The organism is Flavobacterium sp. (genome assembly GCF_027483985.1).
In the GTDB taxonomy this organism is placed as follows: domain Bacteria; phylum Bacteroidota; class Bacteroidia; order Flavobacteriales; family Flavobacteriaceae; genus Flavobacterium.
This window is the reverse complement of record NZ_JAIXTJ010000025.1, coordinates 1-18091: the sequence shown is the minus strand read 5'-3', so window position 1 is coordinate 18091 and position 18091 is coordinate 1. Positions and strand designations below refer to the sequence as shown.

The following is an 18091-nucleotide window of genomic DNA, read 5'->3' as shown; positions in this document are numbered from 1 at the left end:
GTTTAGTTTGTTAAATTTTTATCAGCCTACAAAAATAATAAAATTAATGTTTAAAATGACGTGTTCCAGTAAATACCATTGCAACTTTATTTTCATTGCAATAATTGATGCTTAACTCGTCTTTTATTGAACCACCAGGTTGAATAACGGCTGTAATTCCGGCGTGATTGGCAATTTCTACACAATCAGGAAAAGGAAAGAAAGCGTCACTTGCCATCACGGCTCCATTCAAGTCAAATCCGAAGGTATTTGCTTTTTCAATAGCTTGTTTTAAAGCATCAACTCTTGAAGTTTGACCAGTTCCAGAGGAAATTAAAGTATTATTTTTAGCAAAAACTATGGTATTAGATTTGGTGTTTTTACAAATTTTTGAAGCAAATAATAAATCTTCTACTTCTTGATCTGTTGGTGATGTTAAGGTAACGTTTTTTAGGTCTTGTTTAGTATCTGTGATGTTGTTTTTATCTTGTACCAACAATCCGTTTAAACAAGTTCTGACTTGACGTTGAGGTAAAGGTACATCATTTATTGTCAATACAATTCGGTTCTTTTTTTCTTGTAGAATATTTAACGCTTCGTCATCATAACTTGGTGCAATCACTACTTCACAAAATAAAGAATTGATTTCTGTAGCAGTCTCTTTATCAATGTGACCGTTTGCCATCAAAACGCCTCCAAAAGCAGAGGTTGGATCGCAAGCCAAAGCAGCAAGGTAAGCTTCTTTCATTGTTGGTCTAGTTGCCAATCCGCAAGCGTTATTGTGTTTTAGAATGGCAAAAGTTGGTTCGTTGTGTTTAAATTCTTCTATCAAATTTACAGCAGCGTCAACATCGAGCAAGTTGTTGTATGATAATTCTTTTCCGTGCAATTTGGTAAACATTGCATCAAAATCGCCAAAGAAGAATCCTTTTTGGTGTGGATTTTCTCCATAACGCAACACTTGTCCATTAGCAATACTTTCTTTGAAATACGTGTCTTCTGTATTAAAATAATTGAAAATAGCCGTATCATAATTTGATGAAACGTGAAATGCTCTTGTTGCCAAGTATTTTCTTTGTTCTAATGTTGTTGCGCCGTTTCCATCAGTAATCATTCCTAGGAACAATTCATATTCTTCAACTGAGGGAACAATTACGGTGTCTTTAAAGTTTTTTGCAGCTGCACGGATTAAGGAAATTCCACCAATATCAATTTTTTCGATAACATCGGTTTCATTTGCACCAGAAGCCACTGTTTTTTCAAACGGATATAAATCAACAATAACCAAGTCGATTTGCGGAATCTCAAACTGCTTCATTTGTTCCACATCGGTTGGATTGTCTTGACGGTTTAAAATACCACCAAAAATTTTAGGATGTAATGTTTTTACTCTGCCACCAAGAATCTCTGGGAAAGCTGTAATATCTTCTACAGGAACTACAGGAATACCAAGATTTTTAATAAATTCTTCGGTTCCTCCAGTAGAATAAATGGTTGCGTTTTGTTTGTGAAGTTGTTTCACAATAGGCTCTAATCCCGTTTTATCAAATACCGAAATAAGAGCAGATTGAATTGTTTTTGTAGTGCTCATTGTGTTGTGTTGTTAAGCACGCAAAAGTAGTTTTTTAATCTGAATTCATTTCAGATTCTATTAAAATATTTTAACAAAAATGGATGTTTTTTTGGGTTATAAAATGATAGTTTTTCAAAGTTTTTTTAAATCATTATTATTCATTTTATTTTATTACTTTTAAAAAGTATTTTAAATTCTTAAAAAATGAGAACTGTAGCTTTAAAATCATTCGTTTTTATATTCTTTTTTGGTCTTTTGACTTCTTGTAGTAATGACGATGCAACGGAACGATTTCCTTTAGATCAACCAAGTAATATTGATGCAGAAGATTATGATGTGTATTCAGTAATTATCAAATCTTATAATTTTAGCACCATTATAATTAAACAAAAAGCAATATTTTCAAATTCTAGTAATGATTTTATTGATGAATTAAGTGCAGGAAATCCAGGATTTGAGCCACAGATGGTTACAACTTTATTTTACAACAACCAAATTCCTTTGTTTTTTGATAATTCCTTTGATGTGTCTCCAACAAATGTAGAGTTAATTTCTGAGTCTGAACTGAATTATATTTTTGGTTTTGATGGAGATTCTAATAATGATTGGATTCAATTTTATAATACTCATCCAAACACAAATGGATATAGTAGTTTTTCTGCAGTTGCATATAATGCTGACAAAACAAAAGCATTAGTAGAAACTGGATATTATGGTGCTCCGCTTTTGGGTTTTGGAAATCTAGTTTATTTAGAAAAAGTAAATGGTTTATGGGTTATTAAGAAAAATGTGGGTACTTGGATTTCATAATTCTTTAGTATTTATTTTTCTAATTCATTTTATTTTGAAAAATTATTAATTCAAAGTGACAAGCAAGGACAAATAGTTTTTTAATTTCTGTAACAATTCCTTCGTTTTATTTACTAATATCTTAAATTTGACCTAGAAAATAAAACCGATATGCTTGTTTACCTTCGATTATTGAGTGAAAGTTTCAGTTTTGCAATGAATGCGTTGCGAAACAATAAGTTGCGTACACTTCTTTCGCTGCTTGGAGTAACGATTGGAATATTTTCTATCATTGCTGTTTTAGCAGCAGTCGATTCTTTAGATCAAAAAATCAAAAAGGAGTTAAGCAGTTTAGATAAAAATACGATTTATTTATTCAAAGGTAGTTTTGGTCCTTCAGAAGTGCCAAGATGGAAGCGAGAGCAATTTCCAGATGTGACTTACACCGAATATGAATATCTTAAAACGTCACTTCCTGATGCACAAGAATTAGCTTTTCAAATTTTCTTAAGTGGTGAAACCGTAAAATATGAAGAGAAATCGGTTAGTAATGTAAATGTGGTTCCGGTTTCTTATGAGTTTATTGATATTCAAGGTTTAGAATTTACCGATGGACGATTTTACAACGAATCGGAATCCAATTCTGGAGCTGCTGTAACTGTTATTGGACACGAGTTAGCCAACAGTCTTTTTGAAAACATTGATCCTATCGGAAAAGAAATCAGACTTTACGGACAGCGTTTCAATGTGATTGGCGTGTTGAAAAAACAAGGCGCAGGAATGTTTGGAGACGATGATACTTCAGCATTTATTCCGGTAAATTTTATTAGAAGAATGTATGGCGATAACAACGATTCGATGACGCCTGTAATTGTTATCAAACCCCAAAAAGGCATCGATATGGAAGCCTTCAAAGCCGATTTAAAACAAAAACTACGTACGTTTCGAGGTGTTAAAACTGGTGAAATTGATAACTTTTTTGTGAACGTTTTTTCAGGTTTTACAGATTTAATTGATGGTGTAATTGGTTTTATGAATCTTGGCGGATGGGTTATTGCAGGATTTTCACTTTTGGTTGGAGGTTTTGGTGTAGCCAACATTATGTTTGTTTCTGTAAAAGAACGAACCAACTTAATCGGAATTCAAAAATCTCTTGGTGCTAAAAATAGGTTTATCTTATTTCAGTTTTTGTTTGAAGCCGTAATCTTGTGTTTAATTGGAGGATTGATAGGAATTTTTCTAGTATGGATTATTGCAATTACCTTAACAAAATTACTCGACTTTGAGTTTGTATTGAGTTTAAGCAACATTATGTTAGGCTCAGGATTAGCCATTATAATAGGATTAATTGCAGGAATTTTACCAGCTATCTCAGCTTCTAAACTTGATCCAGTAGAAGCCATTCGAAGTGGAATGTAATTTGGAGGTTTTAGGTTGTGGGTGATAGGTTTTAGGTGATAGGTGATAGGTTGTAGGTGATAGGTTGTAGGTGATAGGTTTTAGGAGATAGGTTTAGGAGGTAGGTTTTTGGCTTTACATCATAAAAAAAACACAAAGCATTGACTTTGTGTTTTTTATTTTTAAATATCTTTTAAAATCTATCTAATTTCTTGATTTAAAATTAAATCGATGTATAGATTGATTTTGTCTTTTAGTTCTTTTCTTGGAGTAATAAAATCTAAGAAACCGTGTTCTAACAAAAATTCTGATGTTTGGAAACCTTCTGGTAAATCTTTACCTGTGGTATCACGCACTACTCTTGGTCCGGCAAATCCAATTAAAGCGCCTGGTTCAGCGATATTAATATCACCTAACATAGCATAAGATGCTGTAGTTCCACCAGTTGTTGGGTCTGTACATAATGAAATGTAAGGAATTTTTGCTTCGGCTAATTGGGCTAATTTTGCTGAGGTTTTAGCTAATTGCATCAATGAAAAAGCCGCTTCCATCATACGAGCACCACCCGATTTAGAAATCATTAAAAACGGTACGTTATGTTTTATAGAATAATCAATTCCACGAGCAATTTTTTCTCCAACAACTGCACCCATTGATCCACCAATAAAGGCAAAATCCATACAACAAACTACTAAATCTTTACCTTTAGATTTTCCAACGCCTGTTCTAACCGCATCTTTCAATTTGGTTTTGTCCATTACATCTTTCAATCGGTCAGAGTATTTTTTAGTATCCACAAAGTTCAACGGATCTTTAGAAGTCATTTTGGCATCTAATTCTGTAAACTCATTGTTGTCGAATAAAATTTCGAAATATTCTTTACTTCCAATTCTTACGTGAAAATCGTCTTCTGGACTAACCCAAAGATTTCTTGCTAATTCGTCAGTATCAATAATTTTTCCAGTTGGCGATTTGTACCACAATCCTTTAGGAACATCTTTTTTGTCCTCGGTTGCCGTAGTAATTCCTTTTTCTTTTCTTTTAAACCAAGCCATAATTTTGTATTTAGGAATTAGGAATCTGAGAATTAGAATTTTAAAATCCTTAATCCCAAATCCTTAATCTTACATTATAAAGTATTCACGTTATTTAAGTCGGCAAATGCTTGCTCTAATCTTGTGTTGAATGTTACTTCTCCTTCACGAACCCATTTTCTTGGGTCATAATGTTTTTTATTTGGTGAATCAGCACCTTCTGGATTACCGATTTGAGTTTTTAGGTACTCAATATTATTTACCATATAATCGCGAATTCCTTCTGTGAATGCAAATTGTAAGTCAGTGTCAATATTCATTTTGATTACACCATAAGAAATAGCTTCTCTAATTTCTTCTAATGTAGAACCTGAACCTCCGTGGAATACAAAATCAACAGGATTTGCTCCAGTATTGAATTTTTCTTGAACGTATTCTTGAGAATTTTTCAAGATTTTTGGAGTTAATTTTACGTTTCCTGGTTTGTAAACACCGTGAACATTTCCGAAAGAAGCTGCGATAGTGAATCTTGGGCTAACTTTTAAAAGTTCTTCATATGCATAAGCCACTTCTGAAGGTTGTGTGTATAATTTAGAACTATCAACATCTGAATTGTCAACACCATCTTCTTCACCACCAGTAATTCCTAATTCGATTTCTAAAGTCATTCCCATTTTACTCATACGAGCTAAATAAGTTTTACAGATTTCGATGTTTTCTTCAATTGGTTCTTCAGACAAGTCAATCATATGAGAAGAATATAATGGTTTTCCTGTTTCTGCAAAATGTTTTTCAGAAGCATCTAATAAACCATCAATCCAAGGTAATAATTTTTTTGCGCAATGATCTGTATGAAGAATAACAGTTGCTCCATAAGCTTCTGCTAAAGTATGAACGTGTTTTGCACCAGCGATTCCACCAGCGATAGCCGATTTTTCTCCAGCGTTAGAAAGTCCTTTTCCAGCATTAAATTGAGCTCCACCATTTGAAAATTGAATGATTACGGGTGCATTTAATTTAGCAGCTGTTTCTAAAACACCATTGATGGTACTTGAACCAGTTACGTTTACCGCAGGAAGCGCAAATCCTTTTTCTTTTGCATAAGCAAAAATTGCTTGAACTTCATCTCCAGTAGCAACTCCAGGTTTAATATTGTGTGACATCTTGTTGTTATGTTTTTTTGTTAAGGTTACAAAAGTAATAATTTCTAAAATTAGAACGGATAATTTATTCCAATATTTAATACTGATTTAGAAAAATTCAATTCTCTAAACCATCTTTCATTCTCAATTTTTGAAGGATTATAGGTTTTAAATCCGAGGTCAAATCGCACTACAAAAAGGCCTTGGTCATAACGCAAACCAACACCGGTTCCAACAGCAAGTTCTTTCATAGATTGAAATCCTTTGAATTTATAAGCTTCATCGGTAACGTTGTCAAAAACATTCCAAATATTTCCAATATCAGTAAAAATGGCGCTATTGAACTTACCAAATAAGTTATAACGAAGTTCGGCACTGAAAGCTAGTTTCATATTGGCTTCATTAAAGTCATTGATTGCGCCACTACTTCCTGGGCCAAGGCTATAAGGTTGCCAAGCACGATTATCATTTGATCCTCCAGAAAAATAACTTCGTGAGAACGGAACACTTTTAGAATTTCCGTATGGCACAGCAATGCCCGAAAAACTTCTTATTGCAACTACTTTTTTTGCACCAAAATTCCAATGTTTGATAAATTCGAATTCACCTTTTAAATATTGTGAATATTCTACTTCAAAAAAAGTATTGGCGCCCGATTGATTTTTTAACTGTTTAGAAGCTCTGGCTAGAATAGAAAGTAAATTTCCTGCCGATTCTATTTTGGTTTTATAAGAATAAAAACTGTTGTCGTTAATTCCTTTATTGGTTGTTTTTGAATAACTTAAACTGGTAGCAAAAATCAAGTTGTTTTCGGTTAATCTTTTTCTTCGTTCTTCTAAACTTCTAATAGTTTTTAAATCATTAGCTGGTATCGTGCTTGTTAGCGATCCGTTTAAAGCATCGTTTACAAAACCATTGGTGCCTAATCCGATTATTAAATTATTATTATCATCAAAATAATTTAGATTAGTAGAGTAGTTGTTGGCTAAAAGATTTAAAACATTGTAAGATGATTGATAAATATTAAAGTAATTTTCAATATTAACATTTTTTACAAATTGGATGTTTAAAATATCAAATCTAAATGTAGAACTTCTTGTTGGTGTCCAATTGTAAGAAAAACTGCTGGTAAAGTTTTGTTTGTCTAATCCGATGTTTCTTTGTTTAGCAAAACCAACACTTATCGAAGTAGATGGAATCATACTTTTTGCAATAATTTTTTCGGTATTATAAGGAAAAAATATTCTCGGAAAATTCAACTTAGCATCAATACCAATTTCAGAAATATTAAAAAAAGTATTGTTTGGGTTGGCATTATCTCTCGAAGCACCAACATTTCCTCTAAATCCAATTTCAAAAGTTTCAGCACCATTAAATACATTTCTAATCAACATCGAGGTGTTTCCTGAGATACCAAAATCTTGAATGTTAGAATGCGTAAAATCTACCGAAGCACCAAAAGTATATTTCTTTCGAGGCGTTAAAAAGATGTTGGCAAGTAGCGAATTTTCGTCTTTCGGATCAACTTTATATTGAATTGTAGGATAATTGAATACTTTTAAATTGCTCAAATATCGTGTAGTAAGTTCATTTGAAATATCAGAGTAGTAATTACCTTTAGAAATAAAAACAGCATCGGTTATAGATTTAGGTCTGTACTTCAATTTGTTTTCACTATACAAAACAAAGTCTTTGTATTCGACACTATCTTTTACTTTAATATCATTTTTGTTAGTGGTATGATCGGTATAAATCGCAACCTTACTGATTTTATATAACTTAAAAGGAGCTGTTTTTGAAGTGTCGTTTTCTCTGTAGGAATAATCCTTGATTATAAGTTTTACATTAATCTTTTTGTTTGTATCGATAGTGTCTAACTTATAGGTAATATAGTTTTGTTGAAAAAGATAAGCGCCATTATTTCTAAAATGTGTAGTAATTCGATTTCGTTCGTTGTTAAAATCTTCTGTATTGTACTGTGCTTTTGGTTTGATAAGTGAGTTAGATTTTCTTTTTTGGTATAAAGAATCTAGCGCAGGAGTTTCAATTGTAGTTTTTAAGGAATCAATTATGTAAGGACTTTTTAGGTCAATACTATATTTTACAGCTACTTTTTTAAGCGCAGTTGTATCTCTATTGTAATTCGCTTTTACATTAAAATAGCCTTTGTTGTAGTAATAAGATTCTAATCTTCGTAGTGATTTTTTGGTGCTTGTACTGTCAAATAAAACTGGAGCTTCACCGGTTTTCATTAAAAAATTACTTAATCCAGATACTAAAAATGAGTTACCAAGGCGTTCTACTTGTTTTTCAGAAAGAAGTTTTGCTAGATTTTTTTTGCGATTTGGTTTTTTAGCTAACCATTTAGCATAAGAAGTATCGGCGTTTTTCTTCGCTAAATTATATAGATTTAAACGCAATCGATACCCTAGAATAGAACTATTAGGTTTTTGATACAATTGATTGAACACATCATCTTGTTTGATTTCTTTATTGTCGACGCTAATTTCGTTTTTCACAAGAAGTCTTTTTCCGTCAGGCACTTTTTTTGTGACATTACAAGAGACAATTATGAGTCCGATTAAAATAAATAATGATATTTTTGTAACGTGTTTTTTCAATGGGTTGGAAAATTTAATTCAAAAGTACATTTTTTTATGGTTAGTAAAAACCAAATAAAGCTAATTACTAGTTTACAGCAAAAAAAATTCAGACAAACGCATCAATTGTTTCTTGCCGAAGGTGTAAAAGTAATTCAAGAACTCTTACAATCAAATTTCGTGCTAGAACATTTGTATGTAACTCAGGATATTTTTGAAACCATAACTTCTGATAAAAAAACACTTATTTCAGAACAAGATTTAAAAAGAATTTCGTGCTTGGCAACACCTAATAATTGTTTGGCGCTGTTTCAAATTCCGCAACAAAAAACAAGAAATGATAAAGGCTTAGTTGTAGCGCTTGATGATGTTAGAGATCCAGGAAATTTGGGTACCATTATCAGATTGTGTGATTGGTATGGTATCCATCAAATAGTTTGTAGCGAACAAACCGTTGATGTTTATAATCCTAAAGTGGTTCAAGCTACAATGGGTTCGATTTCGAGAGTTTCAATTGCTTATCTTGATTTAGAGAAATATCTTAAAAGAGCGAGTAGCCCAATCTTTGGAACTTTTATGGATGGAAAAAACGTCTATAAAGAAAACTTACCTCAAGAGGGAATTTTAGTTTTAGGCAATGAAGCCAACGGAATTTCTGAAAAAATCGAAGCTTTAGTATCTGAAAAACTATCCATTCCGAGATTTGGTGATTTACAACAAACCGAAAGTTTGAATGTTGCAACAGCAACAGCAATTTTCTTAAGTGAGTTTAAAAGGAATTCTTAGTGAAAAGTAAAATTCACAAAAATACCACGAGATTGCATTGATTTGATATTTCCTGTCCAAGGACTATTTGGGTCGTTGTCACGAATTAATTCGTCGTTCAAGCTAAAAACACCTCTAATCGATGGTGAAAATTTGAAGTATTCAAGATATAAATCAACACCAAAACCAATTTGATAATTTTGAGTCCACGGATTTACTCTAAAACGTTGTTGCAAGTTATCATCGATGGATTTAGAGTTACTAGCTAAGTTCAACGTAGCAGAAACGCCACCAACTAAATAAGGTCTAATATTCCCGGTTCGTAACGATGAAAATTTAACTAATAACGGAAAATCAATGTATGTTGATCTAACTTCTCTTTCAGCGTCCAATTTTTTGGTAAATCCAGGAAAAGTCAAATCTCTTTGTGAATAATATAGTCCTGGTTCAAAACGAAGATCAATATGTTCGTGAAGTCTTAAATTACCCACAAGACCAACGTTAAATCCAGTAGTTCTTTTTACTAAAATATCTGTATTTGGTGTGTTGATGTAATCTATTTTAAAATCATAAATGTTAAATCCTAAAAAATAACCCCAATGAACTCTTTGTTTATCAAAGTTTTCAAGATTCAAGATTGGATCTTTAGAAAAAATTCCTTTTGATTGCGAATAACTTGCAATGCTAAGCAATAATGCTATAATGTATAGTAGTTTCTTCATTTTTGTGCGCCTTGAACCTAATCAAGTAATACCTATTTTATTGTTTTGATGCTTTATAAATGGTAGCAACGCCAAACGTTTGTGGCATAGCTTCAACATCTATAAACCCAATTTTCCTCAAAATATTGTTTAGCTTTTCACCATAAGGAAAAACAGAGGCTGATTCTGATAAATATCCGTAGGCAACATTGTCTTTCGAGAAAAGTTTTCCAATGATAGGTAAAATATTTTTACTATAAAAATTATATCCTTGTTTGTAAGGTGTTTTTTCTGGCACCGAAGTTTCTAAAATCACAAAAATTCCGTTTGGTTTCAATACTCTCAGGATTTCTGAAAGTCCTTTTTCAAGGGTTTCAAAATTTCTAATTCCAAAGGAAACGGTTATCGCATCAAAATGATTATCTGGGAAAGGCATATTTTCAGAATCGCCAATAATCATATCAATAATATGGTCTAATTTTTTATCTAAAATTTTCTTTTTTCCCACTTCTAGCATTCCTGCAGAAATGTCTAAACCAATAATTTTTGTTGCTTTTGTTTTGGTCATTAAAATAGCTAAGTCACCTGTTCCTGTTGCTATATCTAAAATATTTTCAGGATTTTTAGCACTAACAAGGTCTAAAACTTTCTTACGCCATTTCACATCAATTCCAAAAGAGATTACGCGGTTTAATCCGTCATAATTTCCAGAAATGGTGTCAAACATTTGAGCAACTTGCTCTTTTTTTCCTAAAGTAGAATCTTTGTATGGAGTAACGTTTTTAGACATTTTAAGCTATTTTTAGAGTGCAAAAGTACAAATAATAAACTCAAAAATGTTAAAAACAAAATCTAAAACTATCTTAATAAAGCGTTTACTTTTTGACAAAAGTCTGGAACGTAAAGTCAAAATTGTGCTTTTCATCTTTTTGATGGTGTTCCTCAAAAATTAAGTTCCATTGATTTGGATTTATTTCAGGGAAAAACGCATCGGCTTCAAAACTTGAATGTACTCTTGTAAGTTCAATTTTATCAGCAAAATCGATAGATTGATTGTATATTTCTGCACCGCCAATGATAAAAATTTCTTCATCTTTTGGAGCTAGTTCTACTGCTTTTTCAATAGAATTTGCCACAAGACATCCTTCGTAATGGTAGTTTTTTTGCCTTGTGATGATTATATGGGTTCTATTTGGAAGAGGTTTGGGAAAACTTTCAAATGTTTTTCTTCCCATTATAATATAGTGTCCCGAAGTTATTTGTTTAAAACGCTTAAAGTCGTTAGGTAAATGCCAAACCAATTGATTGTCTTTTCCAAGAGCATTATTTTCAGCTGCGGCTGCAATGAGAGTTATCATTAAATTATTTTTTTGTTTTCAACTTCGTTTTTAAGTTGTTCTAGTTTTTTTTCTTGCATAGTCATCAAGCGATTGATTTGTTCTCTTTCCCATTTTTTATTCATAAAACTATCTGTGATAAATACTTTGATGAAATGAAGAATGAAAATAAAAAACCAAGAGGTTACCGCCCAAATATACCAATTGTTGGGTTGGCCGATACCAATCCATTTGTTAACTATAAATAAAAAAATGCTACCAATAAAAAACAAAACGAAGTGAAAATACAATTGTTTTTTCTGTTTTATTCTTTTTCGTGCATATTCATACATTTCGTGTTGTTCGGTGTCCATCAGTCGAAAATTTCGAATTTAAAGATACAATTTTTTTTGAAATTAAAAAACTGCAATTGGATATAATTAATTAAGAAAACGTTTTCTTGATTTTATTTGAAAATTTAACTGCTTTAAAACTAAGAATATATCTATTTTTTTTAGGTAATTCTGAAGAAATAATAAATCTTTTGGTAGATGTAAATCGTTGGTTTTTATTGCTGTACTTTGTTACATTAATCTATAAATGAAATAGTTATGGCCATCAAGAAACAATTTATAAAAACAAAGCCAGTTTGTAAAGTTACTTTTTCTGTTGAAGCAAAAGAAGCTAATGCAGCTGCAGTTGTGGGCGATTTCAATAATTGGAATCCAGAAGAAGGTGTGTTATCAAAGTTAAAAAATGGAACTTTTAAAGCAGCTTTCGATTTGCCAAAAGATAACTCATTTGAATTTAGATATTTAGTTGACGGTGCGTATTGGAATGAGGAGCAAGCCGACAGCTATCGTTGGAATGAATTTGCAAATGCTGAAAACAGCGTTTTAGAAGTATAGGTTTAGGTTTTTAGTTTGTTTGAAAATCCGTTTGGCTTTTTTGTCAAACGGATTTTTATTTTTTAAACCGCAACAATACCTTTTATGTGCGGATGCGGATCGTAACCTTCTAGTGTAAAGTCTTCAAAAGTGAAATCAAATATGTTTTTAATATTCGGATTTAAAATCATTTTTGGAAGTGCTCTTGGTTCGCGTGATAATTGCAATTCAACTTGTTCAAAATGATTGTTGTAAATGTGTGCATCGCCAAAAGTGTGGATGAATTCGCCTACTTGTAAATCACAAACTTGTGCAATCATCATTGTAAATAGTGCGTAAGATGCAATATTAAAAGGTACTCCAAGAAATATATCGGCACTTCTTTGGTACAATTGACAAGATAATTTTCCGTCGGCTACATAAAACTGAAAGAAGGCGTGACATGGAGGCAAAGCCGCTTTTCCGTTTGCAACATTTTCTGAAAAGGAAATCGAAGTATCAGGTAAAACCGATGGATTCCAAGCTGAAACTAACATTCTTCGGCTGTTGGGATTGGTTTTTAGCGTATCGATTAATTCTGTAATTTGATCAATTTCCTCACTGTTCCAATTGCGCCATTGGTGACCATAAACAGGACCTAAATCGCCATTTTCATCAGCCCATTCGTCCCAAATTTTTACACCATTTTCTTTTAAATAGCTAATGTTTGTATCGCCTTTTAAGAACCAAAGTAATTCGTGAACTATTGATTTTAAATGCAATTTTTTAGTGGTAACCATCGGAAAACCTTCAGCTAAATCAAAACGCATTTGGTAGCCAAACACACTTTTGGTTCCGGTGCCGGTGCGGTCGCCTTTTTGAGTTCCGTTTTCTAAAACGTGCTTTACTAAATCGTGGTATTGTTTCACTTTGAAAAAGGTTTAAAAGTTTAGGTGTTTAAAAGTTTAAGAGTTTTACGGATTAGTAAATTACTGAATACTAAAAACTGAACACTAATTACTGTTTTTAAGATTCTCTTTTCGAAATTTCATCTCTGATTCTTGCTGCTTTTTCATAATCTTCGTCTTGAACAGCGCTTTCTAATAATTCGTGAAGTTCGGCTAAACTTAGTTTTGCATACGAATTTTCTGGATTAGAATCGTTGTCGTTGCCAAAGGTTTCTGGTGCTGAAAGTGCGCCATCATCGGAATCCATATTGTCTAATTCTTCTGGATTGGCATTTAAATAAATTCCGGCTTTGTCTAGAATATTTTTATAGGTAAAAATTGGTGCTTGAAAACGCAATGCTAAAGCAATAGCATCGGAAGTTCGTGCATCAATGATTTCTTCAATTTTGTCTCTTTCGCAGATGATGCTTGAATAAAAAACACCATCAACTAATTTGTGAATGATGACTTGTTTGACTACGATATCAAAACGATCAGCAAAACTTTTAAATAAGTCGTGGGTTAACGGACGCGGTGGTTTTATTTCTTTTTCTAAAGCAATAGCAATAGATTGTGCTTCGAATGCTCCAATCACGATTGGTAGTTTTCTTTCGCCGTCAACTTCGTTTAAAATTAAGGCATAAGCACCGTTTTGTGTTTGGCTATAAGAGATTCCTTTTATTGTTAGTTTTACTAAACTCATAGAGATTTTAGATTGTTGAATGTCGGTTTATGATTTTTGAATTGAAGGTAGAAGTTGGTTGAAACACTGATTTCTATTCAATACAGTTTGCTATTTAGCCCTGATAGCAGCAAGTAGCTACCAATGAAATTGGTACTACTGCGAATAGCAGGAATTGCGATTGCAAAGTAACAAAAAAGTTTCGCTTCTAAAAATAATTATTTTGCGAATGTTAAGAGATTAGCATCAGGTTTTTAGTTTTTCAAACGAGTATCTGAAAAATGTTTTAATTGAGAATTGGAAGCCTATTGATTTAAAATAAGTTCAAGAATTTCTATTAAATAAATAAGCTACCTAAAAAATAATTTTCAGATAGCTTATTACGTTTGAGTTAGTTTAATTTTTATTCCAAGGTATATTGGAATTTATTATTTAGAATTTACTAGCTATTAGCAGCTTTGAATTCTTTTAATTTTTGAGTTAATTTCGGAACAATTTCTAAGGCATCGCCTACAATTCCGTAATCAGCAACTTTAAAGAAAGGTGCTTCAGGATCAGAGTTGATAACCACTTTTACTTTAGAAGAATTGATTCCAGCGATGTGTTGGATTGCTCCAGAAATTCCTAATGCAATATATAAATTACTTGCTACTGGTTTTCCTGTTTGACCAACGTGCTCACTGTGAGGACGCCATCCGATATCAGAAACTGGCTTAGAACAAGCTGTTGCTGCTCCAAGAACGGTTGCTAAATCTTCAAGTATTCCCCAATTTTCTGGACCTTTTAATCCACGACCACCAGAAACCACAATATCGGCATCGGCAATGGTAACTTGACCATTCGATTTTTCAACTGATTCTACTTTTACTGAAAAATCAGCATCGTTTAATGTTGGTGCAAAGTCTTCTTCTGTTAATGATGAAGCTGATTCTACTATTCCGAAAGAGTTTTTACCAATAGAAAGTACTTTTACATCAGTAGAAATTTCAGTAACGTTGAATGCTTTGTTAGAAAAAGCCGTTCTTTTTACTTGAAATGGTGAAGTAGAAAGCGGTAAACCCACAACATTTGGTGCGAATCCTGCTTCTAAACCAACTGAAACTAGCGGTGCTAGATACAAACTATCTGTAGTTGATGAAAGTACAATTACTTTTGAACCTTCTTTTTGTGCCGCTTGTTTAACTACATCAGCATAAGCTTTAGCATTGAAGTTAGCTAACTTGTCGTTAGTTACTTTCAAGACTTTGTCTACGCCATAAGTAGCTAATTCAGAAACGTTTCCTGCGTTAACTGTTACTGCGGTTACTGTTGTGCCAAGAGATTCGGCAACTTTTTTTGCATAAGATGCTAATTCGAAAGCAACTTTCTTGAATTTTCCGTCTGCTGATTCTGCGTATATTAATAATGACATAATGATTTAAGATTAAAGATTAAGGATTTTTGATTTTAGAATAAACTGAATGCTAAAAACTAAAAACTGTTTACTAGATTACTTTAGCTTCGTTGTGTAATGCGCTAACTAATCCGTCTAAATCGTCAGCTGAAAATAATTTTACTGCCGATTTCGGCGCTGGTTTTTCGAATTTCACCGCTTTGGTGTTATTGTCGGCTGCAACTGGTTCAAGGACAGTTAAAACTTTAGTTCTTGCGGTCATAATTCCTCTCATATTTGGAATACGTAGGTCTTTTTCTTCTACCAATCCTTTTTGTCCACCAATTATTAAAGGTAATGACGCAGCGATAACTTCTTTTCCGCCGTCAATTTCTCTTGCAGCTTTTGCTGAAGTTCCGTCAACTGTAAGTTCAACACAAGAATTTACAAAGTTGTAACCTAACAAACCTGCTAACATACCTGGAACCATTCCGCCATTGTAGTCTAAAGATTCCTTACCGCAGATTATTAAATCATAACTACCCGATTTTACAACTTCTGCTAATTGTTTTGCAACAAAAAAACCATCAGTTGCTGCAGCGTTCACACGAATAGCTTCGTTGGCACCAATTGCTAATGCTTTTCTTAAAGTTGGTTCAGTATCAGCGCCGCCAACATTAACCACAGTTACTGTTGCACCTTGTTGTTCTTGAAACCAAATGGCTCTTGTTAATCCGAATTCATCATTAGGATTAATAACATATTGAACACCATTAGTATCAAATTCAGAATCGCCATTGACGAAGTTAATTTTGGAAGTAGTATCAGGCACGTGGCTGATGCAAACTAATATTTTCATTTTATATAAATTAAAAGATTTTTCAGATTGTAAAAGTATAAAATATATTTCGAATAATTGTATGCGTGCATACTATTTTTTTTAAAAAATGTCAGTATTATATCGATTTCGCTGCTATTGCTTGAGTTCAAAACAGAAGATTTAACTTTTGTTGAATTAAAAGGATGTCTAAAAAACGTGCCATTATTCGTAACTTGATCTTTTGAAATAAAAAAACTACAACTTTTAAGGTTGTAGTTTGATTTTTTTCTTGAACTAATTTAAGGTTGAATCTACCTCTTTTCAAAAACAATTGCTTTAGCATCATTAATGTCAATAATAAAACCTAAGCCTTTTGGTGTAGCATATTCTATGGTAAAGCCATTTGCTGTAAGATTGGTTACTTTTGAATCACTGAAAATTGGACCACCAGAACTTATCAAGTTATCAGGAAAAATGTAGTAAGTACCTGTTCCATTATTGTCAGCGCTTACACAATCGGCATAAAAGTTATATGTGTCTAATCTACCATAGCTAAATGCTTCAATATAATCTATTTGTGTGGAGCAACGACCAACAAATGGCACTACAGTACCATCAGCTTTAATTACTGATTTAAAATTCCATTTACCAGCTAAGTTTTGATAGGTTAGTGGTAAAGTTTTTGGCGAGTCATCATCACTTTTACTACAAGATGCTAGTAAAACGATGGATAATAGTAGAATTAGTTTTTTCATTGTTTTGTGTTTTAAATATTAATTTTATTTTATTTATTGACCTCCGCAAAGTCAGGAGACGTTTGCGGAGCTTTTCATAGGAATTCTTTGCTTAGCTTCGGGTTAATTAGGTACAATTTCTAAAATCAAAATAGTAATTAAAATAATTAAACCTAAAAGGATAAAAAAAATAGATGTCAAATATAACTTCATATTGACATAATCTTTGAAGTATTCATTAGAGCTATTTCTTTTAATTCCAATTTTAGGTTTTTCTTTATTTTTATATTTTAATATATAAATTATTGAACCAACGGCAATGATTATTAGTGCGAAAGTAATTAATTCTAACATTTATTTATTATTTATTTGTAGTCAAAACCCGATAGCGCGGATTTGCAATCCGTGCCAAAATCAGGAGACATTTGCGGAGCTTGTAAAGGAACACTTTGCGAAGCTTGGTTAAACGATTAAATTGTCTAAATATTTATCACTAACTTTGAGACACTATTTATTTTTAGGCTCATCAATAACAACAACTTTTCGAATAACTCTTACTTCATTTTCAATATATCTAACCATTTTCTTTCCATTTTCATCTCTTTTTTTTAAATCAATAATGACAAAGTCACTAACAATTCCATCAATGTAAAAAAGTCCACAGCTATTAAACTTTATGTCGGAAAAGGAAATTTGATTATTGTTGTCTGCGCCAAATTCTTTTGCGTTTTTTTTCAAAAGATTTTGATCAGATTCTATTTTGTTTGCTTGTTTTAAATAAAATATAGCATAACGAATTTTAGATTTGTCATCAAAACTTGTTGCGATTGTATCTAAACTACTTTTAAATTTTATAACACCATTATAGGAACGGTTTTTTATAATTGTATCTGGAAATAATACTTGGTACTTAATTTTATTTTCAATATTTATTTTCTTTTTATGTACTATTTTTTTTTCTATATTTTTTTTACAAGATAAAATTGTTAAAAAAGTTAAGATAAAAATCAGATATTTTATTTTCATTTTTTAAAATATTATTTGAATCAAATTCATGTATTTGCAATCCGTGCCAAAATCCTAAATCAATCAAATCTAATAAATTTATCATTATAGTACAGTTTTCTTTTCTGATTTCTTAAGCTTAAAATTTTTTGTGAGTAATTGATTTTGATATTCCGCATAATTTTAAAACAATTCATTACATCGTTTTCGTTAAAAACAAAATATAAAATATGACTAAAAAAATAATAGTATCATTTTTAATTTTTACTTTTGCTATCCAAAATAGATTTTAAGAAACAATATATATGAGAACGATACAATTTAGAGAAGCGATTGCCGAAGCGATGAGTGAAGAAATGCGTCGCGAT

Annotated in this window: 19 protein-coding genes; 4 read left to right on the top strand and 15 right to left on the bottom strand. The window is 32.0% G+C overall.

Features of this window, described 5'->3' with window-relative positions; translation table 11 throughout:
• Positions 1 to 43: 43 nt before the first annotated feature.
• Positions 44 to 1570: a bifunctional phosphoribosylaminoimidazolecarboxamide formyltransferase/IMP cyclohydrolase gene (purH, locus tag Q0050_RS07360; RefSeq protein WP_298393796.1), complete on the bottom strand. Its 1527-nt coding sequence runs from the start codon at positions 1568 to 1570 to the stop codon at positions 44 to 46.
• 186 nt (positions 1571 to 1756) lie between these two features.
• On the opposite strand from purH, the gene Q0050_RS07355 reads away from it, so the two are divergent.
• Both Q0050_RS07355 and Q0050_RS07350 read left to right on the top strand, forming a co-directional pair.
• Positions 1757 to 2362, top strand: a complete 606-nt coding sequence (locus Q0050_RS07355; RefSeq protein ID WP_298393795.1) for a hypothetical protein — start codon at positions 1757 to 1759, stop codon at positions 2360 to 2362.
• 150 nt (positions 2363 to 2512) lie between these two features.
• Positions 2513 to 3760 carry an ABC transporter permease gene (locus Q0050_RS07350; protein WP_298393794.1) on the top strand — a complete coding sequence of 416 codons (1248 nt, stop codon included), beginning with the start codon at positions 2513 to 2515 and terminating at the stop codon, positions 3758 to 3760.
• 179 nt (positions 3761 to 3939) lie between these two features.
• On the opposite strand, the gene accD is transcribed toward Q0050_RS07350, so the two are convergent.
• The 3 genes from accD to Q0050_RS07335 all read right to left on the bottom strand — a co-directional run bounded on the left by accD (position 3940) and on the right by Q0050_RS07335 (position 8434).
• Positions 3940 to 4794 carry an acetyl-CoA carboxylase, carboxyltransferase subunit beta gene (gene accD, locus Q0050_RS07345; protein ID WP_298393792.1) on the bottom strand — a complete coding sequence of 285 codons (855 nt, stop codon included), beginning with the start codon at positions 4792 to 4794 and terminating at the stop codon, positions 3940 to 3942.
• Between the two features lie 74 nt (positions 4795 to 4868).
• Complete coding sequence (gene fbaA / locus Q0050_RS07340) at positions 4869 to 5936, bottom strand: class II fructose-bisphosphate aldolase (RefSeq protein ID WP_298393790.1); 1068 nt, start codon at positions 5934 to 5936, stop codon at positions 4869 to 4871.
• A gap of 50 nt (positions 5937 to 5986) precedes the next feature.
• Complete coding sequence (locus Q0050_RS07335; protein ID WP_367277159.1) at positions 5987 to 8434, bottom strand: BamA/TamA family outer membrane protein; 2448 nt, start codon at positions 8432 to 8434, stop codon at positions 5987 to 5989.
• 138 nt (positions 8435 to 8572) lie between these two features.
• Here Q0050_RS07335 and Q0050_RS07330 point away from each other — a divergent pair, with 138 nt between their 5' ends.
• Positions 8573 to 9301, top strand: a complete 729-nt coding sequence (locus tag Q0050_RS07330) for an RNA methyltransferase (RefSeq protein ID WP_298393785.1) — start codon at positions 8573 to 8575, stop codon at positions 9299 to 9301.
• Here the strand turns inward: Q0050_RS07330 and Q0050_RS07325 are convergent.
• The 4 genes from Q0050_RS07325 to Q0050_RS07310 all read right to left on the bottom strand — a co-directional run bounded on the left by Q0050_RS07325 (position 9298) and on the right by Q0050_RS07310 (position 11671).
• Complete coding sequence (locus Q0050_RS07325; protein WP_298393784.1) at positions 9298 to 10002, bottom strand: porin family protein; 705 nt, start codon at positions 10000 to 10002, stop codon at positions 9298 to 9300. The two genes, Q0050_RS07330 and Q0050_RS07325, sit on opposite strands and share 4 nt — an antisense overlap.
• A gap of 37 nt (positions 10003 to 10039) precedes the next feature.
• Positions 10040 to 10771: a bifunctional demethylmenaquinone methyltransferase/2-methoxy-6-polyprenyl-1,4-benzoquinol methylase UbiE gene (ubiE, locus tag Q0050_RS07320; RefSeq protein WP_298393783.1), complete on the bottom strand. Its 732-nt coding sequence runs from the start codon at positions 10769 to 10771 to the stop codon at positions 10040 to 10042.
• Between the two features lie 85 nt (positions 10772 to 10856).
• Positions 10857 to 11339 (bottom strand): dihydrofolate reductase, encoded by a 483-nt coding sequence (locus Q0050_RS07315; protein ID WP_298393781.1) that lies wholly within the window; start codon positions 11337 to 11339, stop codon positions 10857 to 10859.
• Entirely contained in the window at positions 11339 to 11671 is a 333-nt protein-coding gene (locus Q0050_RS07310) for a 2TM domain-containing protein (protein WP_298393779.1), read from the bottom strand. The genes Q0050_RS07315 and Q0050_RS07310 overlap by 1 nt, the downstream gene beginning before the upstream one ends.
• 237 nt (positions 11672 to 11908) lie before the next feature.
• Between Q0050_RS07310 and Q0050_RS07305 the strand changes: the two genes are divergently transcribed.
• A complete protein-coding gene (locus Q0050_RS07305) occupies positions 11909 to 12205 on the top strand; it encodes an isoamylase early set domain-containing protein (RefSeq protein ID WP_298393777.1) in 297 nt (98 codons plus the stop codon).
• A 62-nt stretch (positions 12206 to 12267) separates the two neighbouring features.
• On the opposite strand, the gene Q0050_RS07300 is transcribed toward Q0050_RS07305, so the two are convergent.
• From Q0050_RS07300 to Q0050_RS07270, 7 genes are all read right to left on the bottom strand, one after another.
• On the bottom strand, positions 12268 to 13092 hold the full coding sequence (locus Q0050_RS07300; RefSeq protein WP_298393775.1) for a thymidylate synthase: 825 nt from the start codon (positions 13090 to 13092) through the stop codon (positions 12268 to 12270).
• A 97-nt stretch (positions 13093 to 13189) separates the two neighbouring features.
• Positions 13190 to 13813 (bottom strand): bifunctional nuclease family protein, encoded by a 624-nt coding sequence (locus Q0050_RS07295; RefSeq protein WP_298393773.1) that lies wholly within the window; start codon positions 13811 to 13813, stop codon positions 13190 to 13192.
• Positions 13814 to 14234: 421 nt separating this feature from the next.
• Positions 14235 to 15203, bottom strand: coding sequence for an electron transfer flavoprotein subunit alpha/FixB family protein (locus Q0050_RS07290; RefSeq protein WP_298393772.1), 969 nt, complete (start codon positions 15201 to 15203; stop codon positions 14235 to 14237).
• Positions 15204 to 15276: 73 nt separating this feature from the next.
• The gene (locus Q0050_RS07285) at positions 15277 to 16023 is read right to left on the bottom strand and encodes an electron transfer flavoprotein subunit beta/FixA family protein (protein ID WP_298393771.1); all 747 of its coding nucleotides are present in this window, start codon (positions 16021 to 16023) and stop codon (positions 15277 to 15279) included.
• 272 nt (positions 16024 to 16295) lie between these two features.
• A complete protein-coding gene (locus tag Q0050_RS07280; protein WP_298393769.1) occupies positions 16296 to 16739 on the bottom strand; it encodes a hypothetical protein in 444 nt (147 codons plus the stop codon).
• A 102-nt stretch (positions 16740 to 16841) separates the two neighbouring features.
• Positions 16842 to 17072 carry a hypothetical protein gene (locus tag Q0050_RS07275; protein WP_298393767.1) on the bottom strand — a complete coding sequence of 77 codons (231 nt, stop codon included), beginning with the start codon at positions 17070 to 17072 and terminating at the stop codon, positions 16842 to 16844.
• A gap of 153 nt (positions 17073 to 17225) precedes the next feature.
• Positions 17226 to 17744 (bottom strand): hypothetical protein, encoded by a 519-nt coding sequence (locus Q0050_RS07270; protein ID WP_298393765.1) that lies wholly within the window; start codon positions 17742 to 17744, stop codon positions 17226 to 17228.
• Positions 17745 to 18091 lie beyond the last annotated feature (347 nt).